This is a genomic window from Bacillus taeanensis, from assembly GCF_003318295.1.
GTDB classification, from domain to species: domain Bacteria; phylum Bacillota; class Bacilli; order Bacillales; family UBA6769; genus Maribacillus; species Maribacillus taeanensis.
In genome coordinates this window covers 93,374-113,561 of record NZ_QOCW01000001.1, presented here as the reverse complement: position 1 = coordinate 113,561, position 20,188 = coordinate 93,374, and the positions used below count along the sequence as shown (strand labels likewise).

Genomic DNA, 20,188 nt, shown 5'->3' with positions numbered 1-20,188 from the left:
TCAATTAACTTTTATAGATGGAGGCGGGGCCGTCCCTCCTTGGCCTTGATAATAAACATCTGGTACCTTTCCTGGTAAAAACAAATCCCCTACCCTTACCGTCGTAGAGATTGGAGCTGTTTTAGTCGAAAACGGAAGTACTAAATTGACGTCAACACTCAAATTTAGCAGAACTTCTAAATATGTGTTATTTATTCCAACTGATGTAGCTTTTGTTTCCATGCCTGATTGCACATCACCAATAAATTGAAAGCGTATTGGCACTAATGGTCCTAAATTTGATAATAGAGCGTTATTTGTTGCTGCTCCTAACGGGATCCAATAAATCAGCCCGGTGCCGGATTCTGTTTCCTCAAACTCAAGTTCAAGATCTTCAGATTCTAAAAAGGCTTTTAACTCGTCTAAATTCCCCTCTTCAATTAAATCTAAATGTTTTTGAACACGATTTGTCGCTTCAGATAAAATTCGATTATTTACTTGTTGATTAAAGCTAAACCCTACTTGATCGGAACCTTCAATTCGATGAGTAATAATTAACTCACTCATATCCATATCCTCTGAGACTACTTTTTTGGAGATCGCATCATTAATCGCTTTCTCTGCAATTTGGCGCGTTTTTGTTTCTGCATATCTCATCAATGTTGGTTCAATTCCTTTTTCAACAATCCACAATCCCTGCACCGTTAAAACTGCAAAGATAAAAAATGACAAAACAAACACATGCCGAAATGGAAGCGGCCCTCTCCGTCGACGAAGGCGCTTAAATTTTCGAACCAAAGAAAAACCCCCCTTTATGTATCTATATGCATAAAAGGAGGTTGTATCGCTTAATTTATTTTTATGTTTTATTTTAAAAAAGCAGTGTTAAAGCATTTTTAACAGAGCTTCTTTTCCTTTCATACCAATTGTAATTCCTAACGCTTCCGCTTCAAGAGTCACGGACTCAAGCGGTGCTTCTAACAGCTGTTCAATGGAGCGGACACCTACCGCTCGACCTGCAATGATTTTTCGATCACTAAGTTTTTCATTTAACAGTGCAACATCCAGCGCCCCGCACATAATATAGCCTTTTTCACTGCTAACGGATAAAAAATTTGTTTTTGGCAGCTTCACAGATACAGCGGTAAATGAAAACCCTTCAATCATGATCGGGGTGATTGAAATCATTCGACCTTCACTCCTTTCTAATCACTTTATATGTATGTGATTAGCAGGTGAAGGGATACTAATTTTTACTCAAGGTCGTTTTCATAAACTTCCACGCCAATATTTCACGAAGCATTTCTGGCAAATAATATGTTTTATCCTTTGCATGGGCAATAGAAGGATACAAATGTCCAAATGTAAACATATCAACAGTTGCTACATCATATATTTTATCAGCATTAATTGGTTTGCCAAGCACAGAGATAGAAGATGCATGAAGAAGGCCATCTTCAAGTCGTTCTGCTTTTACTTCAATCCCATCGTAAATCATTGCACCCATCATTTCCCCACGGAATCCAAATCCCTTTACTTGTAAGTTCACCATTTCATCTGTTAATGCTTGTAAAATGATTTCCTTTAATTCACTGCCTTTTAATTTTACTTTACATGGATTAATTGGGTGCGGACATACACGATGCAGGTCCTCTTTCGTTACAATTCCTTTTGGTAAAGACTTGAGCAAAAGACCAGCATTCACCATTGAGATTTCTGCCCCACACCATTCTTTTACACTTTGGGCAAGAAGCTTCGTAAAAGGAGACGGCTCCTTCCATGACACTTCAAGGGGTTCTTCTAATGCAATAACTGTTTCCTTTAGAGCGTCTTGTCCTTTTTTCGTCCATTTTTTAACTAATTCTTCTGTTTGCCCATCATTTTTTATCGATTCAACTGCCACACATGCCGCCTCACAGGAGACAAGCTGCTTTAAGGATGTATCATAACTCATTGTTACTTCTCCTACATAAAAGCCAAATTTCCCAGCCTGTGCAATAAGTGTACCTTTTACATTCTTTCCATGCTGCAGAACATGATGCGTATGTCCACCTAAAATCACATCAATCCCTTCTAACTTTTCAGCAATCTGCAGGTCATCGTAATAACCTAGATGGGAAAGCAGAATTACAATATCCGCCTGCTTTCTTACTTCCTGAATTAAACTAGGAAGCAGTTCAAAAGGATCAACAGCTTTCCATCTAAGCATTTTATAAAACGCGGAAAATGGAATCGTTGCTCCTATAACTCCTACTTTAATTCCATTGTTTAAATGGTGAATTTCATAAGGTTTAGCCCAAGCTGGACGTTCTCCATTTTCATAAAATAAATTTGCTAAAAGAACGTTAAATTTTGCATCTTTATACAGAGAATCTAAATCTTCTGTCGGAAAGGTAATTCCTTCATTATTTCCTATCGTCACATTATCGTATCCTGCTTCATTTAACAAAGCAACATTTCCTGCTCCTTTTGTACCTTCTGTTAATACATGCGCTCGATCAGCATGATCACCAATATCAAATAAAAGCATATCTTCTTTCTGCAGGTTATGAAGCTTTCGCTGCTGTTTTATATACGAAACTACCTTTGGCCAATTCCCCAAGTAACTATGTAAATCGTTTGTATGATAAACATGAATTTTTTCTAGGGACATCGGTTTTCCCCCTTTCTTAATTCATGAATCCTTGCCATATTAAGCGAACCCCGACAAGCATTAACAATCCTCTTAAAATTTTTACAACCGTATCATCCGCAAGTTTTTCATTTAAATAAGCCCCAAATTTTCCGCCAAACCAAGCCCCAGGAATTAAAGCACAAACATACAGCCAGTGTACATTCCCTAAACGAATATGAGCAATCGAACCAACAAGCGCTGATAAAAATACAAGAAACATACTCGTGGCTATCGCAACAGACGTCGGAAAGCCAAATAACAACAGCATGACCGGCACCATTAACGAACCACCGCCAATGCCAAACAACCCAGAAAGAACGCCCACAAAAAAGGCTATGAAAACAGCAAGAACTGCGGAATAACGATACGTATACTCTCTACCTTCTTCATCTTTAAAAGAATGAACTTTCCCTATTGACAGCTTTAGCGGCTTTAAGTGTCCCCTTATCATTAATAATAAAGAAATAAAAATCATAAATCCGCCGAAATAAATAGAAAAACCTTGAAAGCTAATGGTTTTATTAATAAGAGCTCCTATATATGCTCCAGGTCCACTGCCTATAAAAAAAATAATCCCGCTGTAAACATCCACCTTTTTTTGTTTTAAATACGCTAATGTGGAAGAAAGCCCTGTTACAATTAAGATAATAATAGATATGCCAACAATAATTTGCGGACTTAAAGAAGGGAAAAAGGGCGTGTAATAACTAAACAGAAGAAGTGAAGGCACAACAATAATGCCTCCCCCAAGACCAACTAAACTGCCAATCGTCCCTCCAAAAAACCCTATTATTACAAGTATGACCCAATCCATCAAATCTTTCCTCTCTTATTAAGAAAAGTGCAAGGCTCCTGCTATCGGCTTGTGACCTCGAGCCGATGGCGCCTGGAGCTAGACACAAAACCTTATACTCTTTCCTTCTTAAAAAAGACCAAGTTGTCTCGGGGAAAGATCATCATAATCCAACCCTAACAACTCAATCATTTCTTTGGCATTGTCTGCTGCATCGCCGCCTGAATTGTTATTGAATAACACATAAACATCTTTTGATTGCTTTTCAAGTGCTTTTAAATTCGCTGCCCATTCTTTTAATTCTGCTGTTGAATAGCGGTATAAATAGCGAACTTCCCGCCAATCATTTCGACTTCTTCCCTGTTTATTCCACCCATGAACATTACGTCCATGTAATCGAACAAGTGTCATCTCTTTATTTGTTGCTTCAAGAACCGTAGGGATTGATCCAACTCCTGCCTGAGGCTCATCACAGACACTATGTATCCAATTCTCTTCTTTCATAAAAGCTAATGTTCTTTCTTTAAATTTTGGATGAAACCATGATTGATGGCGAAATTCGAGCGCAAGCGGTAATCCTTTATACTTGCTGCGAATATAACGCAGCATCTCTACATTCTCTTTTTTACAATCAAACCAAGGCGGAAATTGAAAAAGAACCATTTGTAATTTACCGACTTCAAGAACTGGCTGCAATGATTCTAAAAACGCATCAAACATTTCCTCTTTATTTTCAAAAGGGTTCTCATTTCGATCATGCCCTGTCATTCCTTGATATGCTTTAATTACAAATCGAAAACTGTCAGGTGTTTCTTTTACCCATTTTTCAAAATTCCGCTTCGGCTGCACCGCATAAAAAGAAGAATCAACTTCAACAATCGGAAAATAGCCGCTGTAGAGAGGCAATTTATCACTTGCTTTCACAGAAGAAGGATACAAAGAATAATGGTCACCCCATCCTGTTAATCCAATATAAATCATACATGAACTCCTTTTCAATTTTATCCGTAATTATATTTTGGAACGTTTATACGTAAATAGCAAGCAATGTTTTCCCTGTTATTTAACGAAATTCCAAAAGAATTCCCTCAAATGAAACAGAAGTTATGGAAAGAATATTTTTGGTCTCAAAGCTATTGTTTACTAACCGTCGGTGGGGCACCATTGGATATTCTAAAACAGTATATTGAAACGCAAGGGCAAAAATGATGGAGGTGATGACAATGTTGTTGAATCAAAAATATGAAATCTATCCAACAGGAGAACAAAAACAACTGTTAGACCGTTGGCTCCAGTATTGTCGTCAAACCTATAACTCTGCTCTGCTGGACAAGCAGCGTAAATACCATCAATCAAAAGAATCTTATACACGTGAGGATATGCAAAAACAACTAAAGTTGGATAAAAAGAAATACCCATTTCTAAAAGAAGTTCCCTCTCAACCATTGCAGGAAGTTTTTCTACGTCTAAAAAAAGCTTTTGATAGTTTCTTTCGTAAGGATACAAAATACCCAAAACTAAAAACGTACAAAGACTATAACAGCATGACTTTTCCACAGTTTGGATTCAATAACAAAGGACATAGATATGCAATGTCATTTACTGATAGCGGCAAGTTATACAATAAGAAATTAGGAGAAATAAGTATTCTGCTTCATCGTCCATTAGAAGGCACCATTAAACAGCTTATCCTTAAACGTCAGGGGGAAAAGTGGTACGCCATTTTTTGTGTCGAAAGACAGGCATTACCACTGTCTATTGATCAGACGAACGCGATCGGCATTGATGTGGGACTAAATAAGTATGTCGTTCTTTCGAATGGATTGGAGTACGAAAATCCAAGATTTCTTCGAAAAAAAGAAAAACAGCTTAAGAAAGCACAATGCAAACTCTCCAAGCGAAAAAAAGGGTCTGCAAACTACATCAAACAAGTCCAACTTGTTCGGAAGCTTCACGAGAAAGTCGCAAATCAACGACGTGATTTTCTCCATAAATTAAGCTATAACTTCTCAAAAAGCTATTCGGTTATCACTGTTGAGAATCTTAACATCCGCAACATGGTAAGAAACAGAAAATTATCGAAATCCATTTCTGATGCTGGCTGGGGGGTGTTTAGAAATATGCTAGCTTATAAATGTGAGAAGTATGGTGGGGCATTTATCAAGGTAGAACCCCACTACACGTCACAAGACTGTTCTTCCTGCGGGGAACGTGTAAAGAAATCTCTTTCTATACGTACTCATATTTGTACAAAGTGTACAACAGTATTGGACCGAGACTACAATGCAAGTCTAAATATTCTCAAAAAAGGATTAGAACAGCTCCTTGTGACAAACTGAATGACTCAAACTGTAGGGCAAGGTTATGTCCGAACAGTATAATCTTCGCCTGTGGAGACCGTATAAGACATACTGGGGCACCCCGCTATGCAATGGTCAATGAAGCAGGAAGCCCCTTCTTCAATCAGACCGTTAGGTTGATAAGGAGGGGTTATTCACTAAATAAAACGTCAGATGCAAGAGATTCATTCCTTTTGAAAGTACATTTAAAATCATTAACCTTATTTAGCAATTTTATATAAAAAAGAAGCGAATCCCCTGGATTCGCTTCTTTTGTTTAGGTTCTCTTAACCAATCGAACCTTCCATTTCGAACTTGATAAGACGGTTCATTTCTACCGCATATTCCATTGGAAGTTCTTTTGTAAACGGCTCGATAAAGCCCATTACAATCATTTCTGTTGCTTCTTGCTCAGAAACCCCGCGGCTCATCAAGTAAAACAACTGCTCTTCAGATACTTTAGAAACTTTCGCTTCGTGTTCAAGTGAAATATTTTCATTTAAAATTTCATTGTACGGAATTGTGTCAGATGTTGATTGATTATCCATAATCAATGTGTCACATTCCACATTTGAACGAGAGCCTGACGCTTTACGTCCAAAGTGTACAATACCGCGGTACGTTACTTTACCACCGTGTTTTGAAATCGATTTTGATACAATCGTTGAAGATGTATTAGGTGCTAAATGAATCATTTTCGCGCCAGCATCTTGGTGCTGCCCTTTCCCTGCAATTGCAATTGAAAGTGTTAATCCACGTGCACCTTCACCTTTTAAAATAACAGCAGGATATTTCATTGTTAGTTTCGAACCGATATTTCCATCAATCCATTCCATTGTTGCGTTTTCTTCTGCAACAGCACGTTTCGTTACAAGATTGTAAACGTTATTTGCCCAGTTTTGGATTGTTGTATAACGACAGTATGCATCTTTTTTAATCACAATTTCAACAACGGCACTGTGAAGCGAGTTCGTTGTATAAACTGGTGCTGTACAGCCTTCTACATAGTGTACAGATGCGCCTTCATCAACAATAATTAATGTACGCTCAAACTGCCCCATGTTTTCCGAGTTAATACGGAAGTATGCTTGAAGTGGCGTTTCACATTTCACACCTTTTGGTACGTAAATAAATGAACCACCAGACCATACTGCAGAGTTTAAAGCAGAGAATTTGTTATCTGTTGGTGGAATCACTTTACCAAAATGTTCTCTAAAAATATCTTCATTTTCTTTAAGAGCCGTATCCGTATCTTTAAAGACAATACCCATTTCTTCAAGATCTTCCTGCATATTATGATAAACAACTTCTGATTCATACTGCGCCGAAACACCTGCTAAATATTTTTGCTCTGCTTCAGGAATTCCAAGCTTATCAAACGTTGCTTTAATTTCTTCAGGTACTTCATCCCAAGAACGCTCAGACTTTTCCGATGGTTTTACGTAATACGTAATTTCATCAAAATTAAGATCGTTTAGGTCTCCGCCCCATTGAGGCATTGGCATTTCATAAAATTTCTCGAGTGATTTTAAACGGAATTCAAGCATCCATTCCGGTTCTTTTTTCATACGAGAAATTTCTTCTACAATTTCTTTTGTTAATCCGCGCTTAGAGCGGAAAATGGATACGTCTTTATCAGCAAAGCCATATTTATAATCGCCGATTTCAGGCATTTTTTTTGCCATTGGTAAATCTCCTCCTTGACATATAATGTCACCGAATTGCCTGCGCCTTCACTACTGTCTTATAATTAGCTCGCTTATCGCCAATCAGAAAAGCAGCTTCCCATCGTTACTTACTATCCGTTTCTTTTAAGCCTTTCTCCATGGCCTTCCAAGCAAGTGTTGCACATTTAATACGAGCAGGAAATTTCGCCACTCCTTGCAGTGCTTCAATATCCCCTAAATCATACTGATCAGGATCATATTCTTTCCCCTGCATCATATCCGAAAACAGTTGTGAAAGGTTTAATGCATCTTCTATTTGTAATCCTTTAATCGCTTCAGTCATCATTGATGCAGAGGAAAGACTGATGGAACAGCCCTCTCCAGTAAACTTGGCATTTGTTACTTTGCCATCTTCAACTTGTAAGTGGAGTTGAATCCGATCTCCACAAGTTGGATTATTCATATTAATTGTTAACGCATCTTCTGTTAACTCACCGCGATTACGAGGACTTTTATAATGGTCCATGATCACTTGGCGATACAATTGATCAAGATTATTAAAAGACATCAGAAAAATACTCCTTTGTTTTTTGTAGTCCTTTAACGAGAACATCAATTTCTTCTTTCGTATTATATAAATAAAAACTTGCTCGAGCTGTTGATGATACATCGAGCCATTTCATTAATGGCTGTGCACAATGATGCCCGGCACGAACGGCAATTCCTTCTGCATCAAGTACAGTTGCCACGTCATGGGGATGAACTTCTTCTAAATTGAACGTAACAAGCCCTGCTCGTTCTTTTGGTCCATAAATCGTCATGCCCTCAACTTCACTCAAACGTTCTAATGCGTATTGTGCTAATTCATGTTCATGGCGAGCAATATTTTCTAAGCCGATGTCTTCTAAGAAATCAATCGCTGCTCCAAGTCCAATTGCACCTGCAATAATTGGCGTACCACCTTCAAATTTCCAAGGAAGCTCTTTCCAAGTAGATTCATATAATCCTACAAAGTCAATCATTTCACCGCCGAATTCAACAGGTTCCATATTATTAAGAAGTTCACGCTTACCATATAGTACCCCTATTCCTGTTGGACCACACATTTTGTGAGCTGAAAAAGCATAAAAGTCACAATTAAGGTCTTGGACATCTATTTTCATATGTGGGGTACTTTGAGCACCATCGACAAGCATAACCCCACCGTGCTTATGGGCAATTTGGGCAATCTCTTTGACTGGATTAATTACTCCTAATACGTTCGAAACATGCATTACAGCAACAATTTTCGTGTTAGCTGTTATCGTACTTTTCACATCTTCAAGAGAAATGCTGCCGTCCTTTTGAAGTGGAATATATTTTAACGCTGCGCCAGTTGCTTTTGCGAGCTGCTGCCATGGAATAATGTTGCTGTGATGTTCCATAGGCGTAATCACAATTTCATCACCTTCGCTTAAATTAGCACGGCCATAACTTGCTGCAACTGTATTAATAGCAGTTGTTGTTCCCCTTGTGAAAATAACTTCTTCTGCAGATGACGCATTAATAAAGCGGCGAATCTTTTCACGAGCCCCTTCATACCCATCTGTTGCTTTCGTACCTAGTGTATGAACACCGCGGTGCACATTTGAGTTATATTCTTTATAGTATGTTTCTAATGTCTCAATGACCTGTATGGGTTTTTGGGATGTCGCAGCACTATCAAGATAAACAAGCGGATTACCGTTTACTTGCTGATCAAGAATGGGAAACAGCTTACGTATCTCTTGGACATTCATTAGTTTACTTTCCTTTCAATAACCTCTACAAGAGCCTTCTGCACTCCTTCAATTGGAAGCTGGTTTACAACAGGCGCTAAGAAACCATGAATCACTAATCGCTCTGCTTCTTTTTTCGAAATGCCGCGGCTCATTAAATAGAAAATTTGCAGTGGATCTACACGACCAACAGATGCTGCATGACCAGCTGTTACATCATCTTCATCAATAAGAAGAATCGGATTCGCATCTCCGCGTGCTTTATCACTCAGCATAAGAACGCGTTCTGTTTGTTCACCATTTGCTTTTGTTGCCCCATGTTCAATTTTACTAATGCCGTTAAAGATTGCACTAGCACTGTCTTTCATTACACCATGGGAAAGCATTTGACCATCAGAATGCTTGCCATGCTGATTGACACGAATAACAAAATTCAGTTTTTGATCGCCGCGCCCAATTGCAACTGTTTTTGAATCAGCCATTGACGCTTCACCAATTAATTCTGTTGTGTTATCAGAGTAAGTGTTACCGTCATTCATCTGCCCTAATGCCCAGTCAATTTTACCGTTTCGTGCAACATGACCGCTTCGGTTTACATATGTTGTTACACCTTTTGCAAAGTTATCGACTGCCCCAAATAAGACACGAGCATTTTCACCAGCAAATACTTCTGCAACGATATTTGCAGCAGATTGCTTCTCATTGCTGTATGATAAATAGTTTTCAATATATGTGACAGAGCTGTTGTCTTCGGCAGCGACAATGACATGATTAAAAAGTCCAGCTTCCGGATCTTCCTGCCAATAAACGGCTTGAAGCGGCACTTCTACATTTACATTCTTTGGTACATAAACAAATGTACCACCGTTTAATAACGCAGCATGAAGTGCAGTTAAACGATGTTCATCTACTTTTACAGCATCTGCCATAAAATATTTTTGCAAAAGATCACTGTGTTCTTTTGCTGCTGTATGAATATCAGTAAAAATAACACCTTGTGATTTTAAATCTTCAGATAGGCTTTCATAAGCAAGACTTGCATCACGGTGCACTAGCACATTCCCTGCTTGCTCATCTTTTCCAATTAGACTTTTAATGTCTTCAGGAAGCTCTGAAAGATCTGTTAATGGCTTTGCTTCAACCTGATGCTTAAATGAAGTAAAGTTCCAGTTATCAATTTTTGTTTTTTCCGGCTTCGGCATTGGAAGTTCTGTAGAGAGTTCCAATGCACGCAGACGAAGTTCTAACAGCCACTGGGGCTCATTGCGTTTTTGTGAAAATTCGCGAACATACTCGCTGTCGAATGCAAGCTTCGTTTCAACTGACATAGTTATCCTCCTTACTGCTTACGCTTGTTGTTCTTGACCTACAGTTTCATCTTCGATTCCTAGCTCTTCTTTTACCCAGTCATAGCCTTCTGCTTCTAAACGCTGTGCAAGTTCAGGACCGCCTGATTTTACAATACGTCCCTGCATCATCACGTGCACTTTATCTGGTTTGATGTAGTTTAATAAACGTTGATAGTGTGTAATAATTAATCCTGAAAACTCTTCGCCGCGCATTTCGTTGAATCCTTTTGCAACTACTTTTAATGCGTCAATATCAAGGCCTGAGTCGATTTCATCGAGAATCGCTAATTTAGGTTCAAGCATAAGAAGTTGAAGAATTTCATTACGTTTTTTCTCACCGCCAGAGAATCCTTCATTTAAATAACGCTGTGCAAATGACTCATCCATTTCAAGCATACCCATTTGCTTATCTAATGTACGAATAAATTTCATTAAAGAAATTTCATCACCTTCTTCCCGACGCGCATTAATCGCTGAACGCAAGAAGTCTGCATTTGTTACTCCCGTTACTTCACTTGGATACTGCATCGCAAGGAATAAACCTGCTTTTGCACGCTCATCTACTTCCATTTCAAGTAAATCTTCACCATTAAAAGTTACCGTACCTTTTGTAATTTCATACTTTGGATGTCCCATTAACGCAGAAGCTAATGTTGATTTACCTGTTCCGTTTGGTCCCATGATGGCATGAATTTCGCCACCTTTAATTTCAAGGTTAAAACCTTTAACAATTTCTTTATCTTCAATAGAAATGCTAAGATTTTCGATCTTTAAGTGTGGTGCTGACATATTAAATACCTCCAATGACTTATTCTAGATTGTCGTTCATTTATAATGATGAACACTATATTTGTCTCTAGTTTATTCTCAATCTATTCTCATTCCAATCTTATAACAAATAAAAAGAATTATCAAGAAACGGAGAGTGATCTTTGAATAACTTTTAAATAAAAACCAATTCTAAAACTCCCCTCATATTTCTGATATGAACTTTATTAATTTGAGCGTTCTGTTGAAAAAAAATTCTAACCATTCTGATGTTAAATATAAAAAAACCAGCCTAGTGACTGGTTTTTTACTTATTATTATAATGAACTTAGCCAACAATCTTTTGATCTTGATTTTGAACTAATGCTAAACTTTGCAAATAATCTCGCTGTCTTGCTTCTTCAACACGCATACGCGTCTGTAAGCACCGGCTGTATTGTGCATAACATACTCCATGTGATTGGTACATCGCCTTTTCCATGTCCGCCGTATAATATAATTGAAGCGAGTGGATAATGAATCAATCCTTTCAATTGATGTAATTTGTTTTACATGTAATACTTTATCACCCGCTGTAAAATCAAGCAATTTCTGAATTGTTAGATAATCTCTCATAATTTATTTTCTAAACCGATCTGCCCCTCCCACCTAATTCATTCCTTTTATTTTAGCTTTTTACAGCGTTTTACTAACCTGTCCTTATTCTGAACTTTCATATAATTCTTCATAAAAAACACCAAAACTATCCCATAATTCTTCAAGCTGTTCAAGACGTTTCTTTACTTTTGACTGCTCAGAACGCGTAACACCGGTAATTAGGGCATTTACAATACTTTGTGGAGCAGCAAACGAATCAATAAATGAGTTAATCTCTACTGCTGTATACAGGCTGTAGTCTCCTAACGCTGTTAACGGGGATTTTGCATGGTCGGTAATTACTAACGTCTTCGCCCCCTTGTCTTTTACATACCTTAGCAAATCAACAGTTCGCTTTGTATAACGGGAAAAACCAAACCCAATCACTAAATCATCTTCTGTAATTCCCAGCAAATGCTCGGATACCCCATCCGCCTGACGAATGAGTTCAACATTTTGAAGCACAAGATCCAAATAGAATTCTAAGTAAGTACCTAAGCTTTGTGTACTGCGGTAGGCAATAATATAAATACGCTTTGCCTTAATAATTTCATAAATCGCTTTTTGAAACGTATCAGGGTCAATTAAATCCAGTGTATCCTTTATATTTTGAATATCGTCTGATAATACTTCTTTCCAGACATTCTGCGGCTTTTCATTTTGATCTGTAGTTTGAATAAATTTTTCTGCTGAGGTCCATTTTCGTTTCATTGCCTCTTGAAGATTGCGCTGTAAATCCGGGTACCCATTATAACCTAAAAAAACAGCAAATCGGATCACTGTTGCTTCTCCAACACCTGCATTTCGTGCCAGTTTAGAAGCAGTTAGAAATGGAGCACTTTCCGGGTGTTCCAATAAATAAACAGCAATTTTCTTTTGCGATTTGCTCATTTTCTCCTTTTTCTTAGCCATACGTTCATATACTTCATGCTCAGTCATTGTATTTCACCCTCATTCATTAATAAACCTTTATCTCAACCAATCATACAATTTTTAAATATAGAAGAGCCCATTTAAAAAACCCCATTCATTTCCTTCATTATAATGGTAACGATTTCATTTTCAGACAATTTTAAAATTTGAAAAATGAATATTTTATTTCATGATAATATAAGTCCCTACTATTGTGAAGCATTACCTTCATTATTATCTTAAATCTTATAAAAAGCACCCTTAAAAAAAGGGTGCTTTTTATAAGATTTAATGTTGTATACTGCTTAAGTCATGAATTGCTTCTTGAACAAGGGTGACAGCTTGACTCATTGCTGCTCCCCCGCCAAATGCTCCCGTTACACCGACAGCTTCAAGAATTTCTTTCTCACTGCATCCTTGATCTAAACAGCCTTTTGTATGATAAATAATACAGTATTCATCTTGAGCATAAATACCGATTCCCAGTGCAATAAGGTGCTTTTGTTTTTTAGAAAGCTCACCTTCTTTAAAACATGCTTCTGTAAAAGCATTAAATTTTTCAGCAATGGCCGGCATTTTTTGAGTAAAAAGTCCAAGTCCCTCTTTATAATCATGTAAGGCTGCTTCGGTAAGATTTCTCGGTTCTGCATGATGTTCCATTTTCATCATACTCCTTCTTTAAAGATTTCGAATTTAGTATGAGTTATATTTAAAACAACTATCCTAAAAAGTAAAAAAGAGCAGTCATCTCAATGACTGCTCTCGCTCTCTTATTATTTAGTTACAGGCACAACTGACCCGTTATACTCTTCATTAATAAAGTTTTGGATTTCTTCTGAACGAAGCACTTCCACTAATGTTTGGATTGCTTCATTGTTTTCATCACCTTCATTAACTGTAATGATGTTTACATATGGGTTATTTTCTGGTGACTCAATTGCGATTGGATCTTCACTTGGGTTTAAGCCAGCATCTAATGCATAGTTTGCATTAATTAATACAGCATCCCCTTCATTGTTTTCATAAATTTTAGGAAGAAGGCCTGCATCCACTTCAGCTTCAAACTGTAAATTTTTAGGATTTTCTACAATGTCACCAATTTGAGCTGCTGATTTTTCAACGCCTTCTTTTAACTTAATTAATCCTTTTTCTTCAAGCATTGATAAAATACGGCCATGATCTGAAACAGAGTTACTCATAATAATTGTGGCACCTTCAGGCAATTCTTCTAAGCTTTTATACTTTTGAGAATATACACCGATTGGTTCAATATGAATGCCGCCCGCATTTACAAATTTGTAGTCTTCATTTTCCTTCATTTGTAATTCCATATAAGGAACCGTTTGGAAATAGTTTGCATCCAATTCTCCATCAGCTAATGCTTTGTTCGGTAAAATATAATCTTGGAATGTTACAATCTCAAGTTCGATCCCTTTTTCTTCTAAAAGAGGTTTTGCTTCTTCTAAAACTTCAGCATGGGGTACATTTGTAGCACCGACAACTAATTTTGTTGTTTCTCCTTCAGCTTGTTCACCTTCACCAGTATTTTCAACTTCATTTTGCTGACCGCATGCTGCAAGTACTAAAACAAGCAGTAATGCAAGTAAACTTACTAACTTTTTCATTCATTATTCCTCCTTAAATTTATCTTTTATCTAACTTTTGTGTTGCAAAGTCTCCAAGCCATTGGAGAATGAACACAAGAAGTAAAATCACAACAGTTGCAATAAACGTGACGTCAGGATTACTTCGTTGAAATCCTTCTAAATAAGCAAGGTTGCCAAGTCCTCCTGCTCCAACAACACCCGCCATTGCCGTGTAACCAACAAGGGCAATCGCCGTTACAGTAATCCCTGAAATGAGAGCAGGCATGGATTCTGGAAGCAATACTTTAGAGATAATGTGCCAAGTTGTCGCCCCCATTGATTGAGCGGCTTCAATAACACCTTTATCAATCTCCCTTAATGCAATTTCAACCATTCTTGCATAAAACGGCGCCGCTCCAATGATTAAAGCTGGAAGTGCCGCGTTTGCTCCAAGCATTGTGCCAACCATGAACTTTGTAAACGGGATTAGTAAAATAATTAAAATAATAAATGGAATCGAGCGAAAGACGTTTACAACAGCTGCGACAATTTTGTTAATTGTTTTGTTTTCCCATAGGTTTCCCCGTGATGTTAAAAATAACAACAATCCAAGAATAATTCCAAGTATAAATGTTGCGAATACAGAAATGGCTGTCATATAAATCGTTTCTACCGTTGCTTCCCATAATTTTTCAACTTTTAAGTTTGGAAATAGTTCACTAAGCATGGTTGATCACCTCCACTTCTACGCCTGAATTTTTAATAAAGGTAATCCCTTCATCAATGACTGTTTCTTTTCCGTCAAGCTGGATAAACAAAGTCCCGTATGCGCCATTTTTTGTTTGCGATACTTTCCCCTGCAAAATATTCACCTCAAGATCAAACTGTCGAATTAACTTTGTAATAACCGGAGATTTTGCAATACCACCGACAAATGTTAAGCGAATAATTTGTCCGTTCGGCGTTTGTTTAATTAAATGCTCAATTGTTTCTTGTGTTTCTTCAGGCTCTGTCACTTGTTTAATAAAGTCTTGCGTAATTGCAGCCTTTGGTTGACGAAACACTTCAAGAACGGGTCCTTGTTCAACGACTTGTCCGTTTTCCATAACAGCAACACGGTGACAAATCTTCCGAATAACGTGCATTTCATGTGTAATTAATACAATTGTAAGACCGAGCTTTTCATTAATTTCAACAAGTAAGTTTAAAATCGAATCGGTTGTTTTTGGATCAAGTGCAGACGTTGCTTCATCGCAAAGTAACACTTTTGGATTATTAGCAAGTGCTCTTGCAATGCCAACACGCTGTTTTTGTCCGCCGCTAAGCTGTGATGGATAAGAATCACCGCGCCCCTCAAGTCCTACTAATTTAATTAACTCTTCAACCCGCTTTTCACGCTCTTGTTTTGAAACGCCCGCTATTTCAAGCGGAAAGGCAATATTTTCTTTTACTGTACGGGACCACAATAAATTAAAATGCTGAAAAATCATACTAATTTCTTGTCTTGCTGCTCGCAGTTCTTTTCCATTTAAGCTTGAAAGATTTTTCCCTGCTACTGAAACCGTTCCAGAAGAAGGCCGTTCAAGCATATTAAGCATGCGAATTAATGTACTTTTCCCCGCACCGCTGTATCCTATAATGCCAAAAATCTCACCTTTTTCAATTGTAAGGTTTACATTATCTACAGCTTGTACAGGTCCATTTTTTGTTTGGAAAACTTTTTGTATGTGATCGAGAATGATCATTTTATTCCACTTCCTTTAAATAATGGTACTGCACCGACTAAACAATCTATTGACTATAGTTATTAAATTAAAAAATTAACTAAAAAACCTTTCTACACAAATGAGCAGAAAGGTTTATTGGATAATCCCTTTCTCTCATCTCCCAAAACAACAAAAGCTGTTTTGCAGGAATTGGCACCTTTTCAAACATTGTTTGACGGTTGCCGGGCTTCACAGGGCCAGTCCCTCCACCTCTCTTAATAAGAGTCAAGCATATGAAATATTTACTTTATCTTAGTACAGATTGCATTGTAGCATGCTTAAAATAATAGTGTCAATTAAAAGTTTTTTTAGAATATCTTTTAAAAATTCCGTCAATTCAGAAATATCCTGTAATTTAAATATTTATTTTCAAACAAACGTTTATTTAATCATTAAAAAATCTATTTTACCCTAATATACTTTCCAAAGACAAAGGAAAAGAACAGGAAAATTCCTGCTCTTTTAAAAATATTTGTTCATTATTAAGCTTATGAAGCCGTTTTGCGAACAGCTTTCATAATCGCACTTAAAATGAAGACAAATAAAATCGCGCCGATAAGGGCTGGAATAATTGCAAAGTCAGCAACAGTAGGCCCCCAACTTCCAAGAATTAAACTGCCTAACCATGCCCCAATAAAGCCGGCGATAATGTTTCCGATAATCCCTCCAGGAATATCCTTACCTACAATAAGTCCAGCAATCCATCCGATAATCCCGCCGATAATGAGTGACCATAAGAAAGACAACATACTTGCTCTCCTCCTTTTAAATTTTCATTTACTTTTTGCTTACAAGTTTATTACCCCTAATTTTCATCCTTAAACCTAGGCACTTTGTCGCAAAATGCAAAAAGCACCCGCACATACGGATGCATGTTATTAATATTTCATTTGCTGAGACGAATCTTTTCCCTTACCAAGCAGTTCAAAACTTTTTTATTAAGTTTCAATCATGCTACACTAAATAACGATGAAAGGATGAGGGAAAATGAAAGTACCAGATTTTTCACTGCGTCATGCGAAAACAAATGAAATCGTATCTCTTTCTGATTTTAAGGGAAGAAAAATAATGATTACTTTTTGGGTCTCTTGGTGTCCAGACTGCTTACAGGACCTTCCACAAAAAAATCAATTTTATCAGTCACTTTCAACCGAAGAACTTGCTTTTATAACGATTAATGTGACCGGCAGAGAGGGAAATTCACGGGCGGGAATCGATTTAATGAAACTGGCTTCGTTTAATTTTCCTGTTTTACTAGATGAGGGGACAAAAATATATGATGCATTCGGATGTACAAGCGTTCCGACAACCATTCTTTTAAATGAGTATCATGAAATTGTAAACACGTTTGATGACAAAGCATCCTTTTTAGATATTTTAACTGGATTAAGCAAATTGATGTGACGAATTAAGCTGCTGCATTCGAAATTTAGTGAGTAAAAAAAGAGCTTCGACCTGAAGTAAATCCCGATAACGACCTTCCACAGAGAGGTCGTTTCTTTTTTTCATGAGCAGCAGCTTGTCCTCTCCAAACAGCAGTTGTTTAAGCGCTTCTTTAGAGCCAGTAATCGTAACATTTGCATCCGAGAATTGAAGCTCTTCTATTTTCAACTGCCCTTGGAAAATTGCCAATCCTATTTGTTTTTCTTCACACTTGAATAGAAGATTTAATTCTTTTTGGGCATATAATGGTAAAAGGTGAGGAGCAATGTTTACAGCTTCAATAAACTGATGCACGATTTCCTCAATCATTTTCACCCCCCTTATTTATTAGAATTTTCTGTCATTTATCACTCTAATATTCTAGAGAATTACTTCATTTCCTTTTATTTTCAAATAAAAAAAGCAAAATGTCTCCATTTTATGGTTTACATTTTGCTTTTTAAGGAATATATTTATTAACTATTCATTTCTCTCAATTTTATTCGATTCATCTTCCTCAAGATATTCCATTTCTTGATCGTTGTCATCATCGCCTTTTTCAATGACAACTTGCTTGTCATTTGCTTTAAGTGCTGCTTGCTTTTCTACTTCTTCAATGGACTTATAAATAGATTCCACTTTATTGTTTCCTGAAGAATGATTTACAGAGTGATCAGAGTTGTTCTTCACTTCTTCTTTTTGTTTAAGTGTGTCTTCCCCAGCTGAATCGCTTACTGACTCTTCTGTCGCTTTAATGTCTTTCTCTTTCAGGATTTCAATATTTTCAAGGTCTTCCTCAACTTCGGGGCTAGATTCCTCATTCCCACTGCTTTCATTTGCACTTGAAGGTGATGCTTCATTGACCGCTGTCACAACATGATGATTGTTTGAAATTTTAACACGGAGCTCATCATAAGATAAATCTTGAATATCTTTAATTGATAAAACATTTTCTTGATCAAGTGTTTCTTCATATAAAGCATATTTTCCAAAAGATACGCCATGCTGATTAGCAGTTTCTCTTTTTTCAGGAGCGGTTTCAAGCATTGTAACTTGGATTTCATCAGCCAGCACAACAGGATCAGTTTCTACAGTTGATAACACTTCTGCTAATGACTCTTTTAAATTATTTTGAGTGCTGTTTGCCTCTACAGCCGTTGCAATTAACATATTTTCATAAGCATTAAAATAGCCGTTATCTTTAAAACGCTGTATTAAATCCTTTGAAAAATCTGCAAGTGGTATATACTTTACTATCTCGTCCTCATTAAACAGACTTTGTCCATCTTCGTTTAAATGACGAACAGTTATAACTTCCAGTTCCTGATTTACACCCACTTCAATGCTTGGATTAATATCAAAGCTAACATATGCTGCAACGGCATCATTATGCTGAAATGGAAAGATACTGCTTACAAATAAAAGAAGCACAACTAAAGCTGCCGCTGCAGCAGATAATGAAGGAATAATCCATGTTTTTATTCGTTTCGCTGGTGTAAAAGACGCTGTATCTATTTCTTGTCCAATCAAGAGATTCTGTTTCTTTTTAATAGAAATCGTTTCAAATGACCCGTCTTTTGTTAGAATAATAGCCTTATGCTTTTGCACTTCGACAACGATTCCGCGTTTTGTCACCAGTTAGTTTCCCCCCCTCTATTTATATTTAGTATTCAATATACGCCTTTAAGGACTGAAAATCGCCCAAATGAATTAGCGCAATCGCTATTATATATTTTCGATTTCGTTCGATCGTTTTACGACTGCAGGAAACCATTGTTAACAAATCTTTTGTAGGAAGCTGTTTTTTTTGCAATAAATAAGCTGAAAACTCGGCGTTTTCTGCAATCATTTTTGCAATTTGTTTTGCATTTTCCCGCGCATCAATATGTTTTGGACATTGTTTGCTTAATACTTTAAAAGATATTCCAAATTTCGAAAGCATTTTTTCGTATTCCTCAATTTCATACATTCGATGCTCAATTTGCTGTTGTTCTTCATAACTGTTAAGCGCGGCTCTTTGTTCTGCATACGACTCTTCTAATCTACCTTCTTCATCTTCCTCTTCTGCTTGCAAATATACATAGCGATTTTGACGTGTTTCTTTGCGTATATGATCAATAACTCTACGGCGAATAACTAAATCAGCAAATGTTAAAAATCGACTCCCTTGTCCCAACTGATATTGATCAATCGCCTCATTAAAAGCATACAATGCGACACTAAATTCGTCCATCGTTTGATCTATATAACGATTGCAAACTTTCGAAGTAACCTTTTTTATAAACGGCTGATAATCTTCAATAAATTCATTTCTTAACTGTTGATTGCCTCTTTGTATTTCAAGAACTTTATCTTCAAGGGTTTCAGTTTTTTGTTTTTTATTATTAATAATGATTGATTTTAATTGTAATGATGCCATAATTTACACCTCGCTCTTTCATACGTTCACTGCTTGAACATCCGGGTTGAGGTTCTGCAGGTGAGTTTCTACTGTTTTAAAATTAAAAATAACGCTTCTAAGGAATTACTCTTATAGTTAT

At 37.0% G+C, this 20,188-nt stretch carries 22 protein-coding genes, 1 pseudogene and 1 riboswitch; of the genes and pseudogenes, 3 read left to right on the top strand and 20 right to left on the bottom strand.

The window, feature by feature from the left end:
* From yunB to DS031_RS00550, 5 genes are all read right to left on the bottom strand, one after another.
* Positions 1-777 (bottom strand): sporulation protein YunB, encoded by a 777-nt coding sequence (gene yunB, locus DS031_RS00570; RefSeq protein WP_113803982.1) that lies wholly within the window; start codon positions 775-777, stop codon positions 1-3.
* 87 nt (positions 778-864) lie between these two features.
* Positions 865-1,167: a YunC family protein gene (locus DS031_RS00565; RefSeq protein ID WP_113803981.1), complete on the bottom strand. Its 303-nt coding sequence runs from the start codon at positions 1,165-1,167 to the stop codon at positions 865-867.
* A 58-nt stretch (positions 1,168-1,225) separates the two neighbouring features.
* Positions 1,226-2,632 (bottom strand): bifunctional metallophosphatase/5'-nucleotidase, encoded by a 1,407-nt coding sequence (locus DS031_RS00560; protein ID WP_113803980.1) that lies wholly within the window; start codon positions 2,630-2,632, stop codon positions 1,226-1,228.
* A 16-nt stretch (positions 2,633-2,648) separates the two neighbouring features.
* Entirely contained in the window at positions 2,649-3,467 is an 819-nt protein-coding gene (locus tag DS031_RS00555; protein ID WP_113803979.1) for a sulfite exporter TauE/SafE family protein, read from the bottom strand.
* A gap of 108 nt (positions 3,468-3,575) precedes the next feature.
* Positions 3,576-4,427, bottom strand: coding sequence for a DUF72 domain-containing protein (locus tag DS031_RS00550; RefSeq protein ID WP_113803978.1), 852 nt, complete (start codon positions 4,425-4,427; stop codon positions 3,576-3,578).
* A 90-nt stretch (positions 4,428-4,517) separates the two neighbouring features.
* On the opposite strand from DS031_RS00550, the pseudogene DS031_RS00545 reads away from it, so the two are divergent.
* Both DS031_RS00545 and DS031_RS00540 read left to right on the top strand, forming a co-directional pair.
* A pseudogene (locus DS031_RS00545) lies at positions 4,518-4,655 on the top strand (transposase); the annotation flags it as partial.
* A gap of 8 nt (positions 4,656-4,663) precedes the next feature.
* Positions 4,664-5,785 (top strand): RNA-guided endonuclease InsQ/TnpB family protein, encoded by a 1,122-nt coding sequence (locus DS031_RS00540; RefSeq protein WP_113804323.1) that lies wholly within the window; start codon positions 4,664-4,666, stop codon positions 5,783-5,785.
* A 287-nt stretch (positions 5,786-6,072) separates the two neighbouring features.
* Here the strand turns inward: DS031_RS00540 and sufB are convergent, their stop codons facing one another.
* The 12 genes from sufB to DS031_RS00485 form a co-directional block, all read right to left on the bottom strand.
* A complete protein-coding gene (gene sufB, locus DS031_RS00535) occupies positions 6,073-7,470 on the bottom strand; it encodes a Fe-S cluster assembly protein SufB (protein WP_113803977.1) in 1,398 nt (465 codons plus the stop codon).
* A gap of 106 nt (positions 7,471-7,576) precedes the next feature.
* Positions 7,577-8,020 carry a Fe-S cluster assembly sulfur transfer protein SufU gene (gene sufU / locus DS031_RS00530; protein WP_113803976.1) on the bottom strand — a complete coding sequence of 148 codons (444 nt, stop codon included), beginning with the start codon at positions 8,018-8,020 and terminating at the stop codon, positions 7,577-7,579.
* A complete protein-coding gene (locus DS031_RS00525; protein ID WP_113803975.1) occupies positions 8,010-9,230 on the bottom strand; it encodes a cysteine desulfurase in 1,221 nt (406 codons plus the stop codon). Before DS031_RS00525 ends, sufU begins: the two co-directional genes overlap by 11 nt.
* Positions 9,230-10,537: a Fe-S cluster assembly protein SufD gene (sufD, locus tag DS031_RS00520; RefSeq protein ID WP_113803974.1), complete on the bottom strand. Its 1,308-nt coding sequence runs from the start codon at positions 10,535-10,537 to the stop codon at positions 9,230-9,232. The genes DS031_RS00525 and sufD overlap by 1 nt, the downstream gene beginning before the upstream one ends.
* Before the next feature lie 18 nt (positions 10,538-10,555).
* Positions 10,556-11,347, bottom strand: coding sequence for a Fe-S cluster assembly ATPase SufC (gene sufC / locus DS031_RS00515; protein WP_113803973.1), 792 nt, complete (start codon positions 11,345-11,347; stop codon positions 10,556-10,558).
* 307 nt (positions 11,348-11,654) lie between these two features.
* Positions 11,655-11,795 (bottom strand): YuzK family famiily protein, encoded by a 141-nt coding sequence (locus DS031_RS23410; RefSeq protein WP_181832971.1) that lies wholly within the window; start codon positions 11,793-11,795, stop codon positions 11,655-11,657.
* A gap of 230 nt (positions 11,796-12,025) precedes the next feature.
* Complete coding sequence (locus tag DS031_RS00510; RefSeq protein ID WP_113803972.1) at positions 12,026-12,901, bottom strand: MurR/RpiR family transcriptional regulator; 876 nt, start codon at positions 12,899-12,901, stop codon at positions 12,026-12,028.
* Positions 12,902-13,162: 261 nt separating this feature from the next.
* A complete protein-coding gene (locus tag DS031_RS00505) occupies positions 13,163-13,534 on the bottom strand; it encodes a carboxymuconolactone decarboxylase family protein (RefSeq protein ID WP_113803971.1) in 372 nt (123 codons plus the stop codon).
* 113 nt (positions 13,535-13,647) lie between these two features.
* A complete protein-coding gene (locus DS031_RS00500; protein ID WP_113803970.1) occupies positions 13,648-14,499 on the bottom strand; it encodes a MetQ/NlpA family ABC transporter substrate-binding protein in 852 nt (283 codons plus the stop codon).
* Between the two features lie 19 nt (positions 14,500-14,518).
* Positions 14,519-15,187, bottom strand: a complete 669-nt coding sequence (locus tag DS031_RS00495) for a methionine ABC transporter permease (RefSeq protein WP_113803969.1) — start codon at positions 15,185-15,187, stop codon at positions 14,519-14,521.
* On the bottom strand, positions 15,180-16,205 hold the full coding sequence (locus DS031_RS00490) for a methionine ABC transporter ATP-binding protein (RefSeq protein ID WP_113803968.1): 1,026 nt from the start codon (positions 16,203-16,205) through the stop codon (positions 15,180-15,182). Before DS031_RS00490 ends, DS031_RS00495 begins: the two co-directional genes overlap by 8 nt.
* Positions 16,206-16,337: 132 nt before the next feature.
* A riboswitch (SAM riboswitch) is annotated at positions 16,338-16,451 on the bottom strand.
* A gap of 263 nt (positions 16,452-16,714) precedes the next feature.
* Entirely contained in the window at positions 16,715-16,975 is a 261-nt protein-coding gene (locus DS031_RS00485) for a GlsB/YeaQ/YmgE family stress response membrane protein (protein ID WP_113803967.1), read from the bottom strand.
* Between the two features lie 238 nt (positions 16,976-17,213).
* Here DS031_RS00485 and DS031_RS00480 point away from each other — a divergent pair, with 238 nt between their 5' ends.
* Complete coding sequence (locus DS031_RS00480) at positions 17,214-17,630, top strand: TlpA family protein disulfide reductase (protein ID WP_113803966.1); 417 nt, start codon at positions 17,214-17,216, stop codon at positions 17,628-17,630.
* Here the strand turns inward: DS031_RS00480 and DS031_RS00475 are convergent.
* The 3 genes from DS031_RS00475 to sigI form a co-directional block, all read right to left on the bottom strand.
* Entirely contained in the window at positions 17,613-17,978 is a 366-nt protein-coding gene (locus DS031_RS00475; RefSeq protein ID WP_113803965.1) for an SCP2 sterol-binding domain-containing protein, read from the bottom strand. The two genes, DS031_RS00480 and DS031_RS00475, sit on opposite strands and share 18 nt — an antisense overlap.
* Positions 17,979-18,128: 150 nt before the next feature.
* Positions 18,129-19,283 carry an anti-sigma factor domain-containing protein gene (locus tag DS031_RS00470; protein WP_181832944.1) on the bottom strand — a complete coding sequence of 385 codons (1,155 nt, stop codon included), beginning with the start codon at positions 19,281-19,283 and terminating at the stop codon, positions 18,129-18,131.
* 28 nt (positions 19,284-19,311) lie between these two features.
* Positions 19,312-20,067, bottom strand: coding sequence for an RNA polymerase sigma-I factor (gene sigI / locus DS031_RS00465; protein WP_113803963.1), 756 nt, complete (start codon positions 20,065-20,067; stop codon positions 19,312-19,314).
* Positions 20,068-20,188 lie beyond the last annotated feature (121 nt).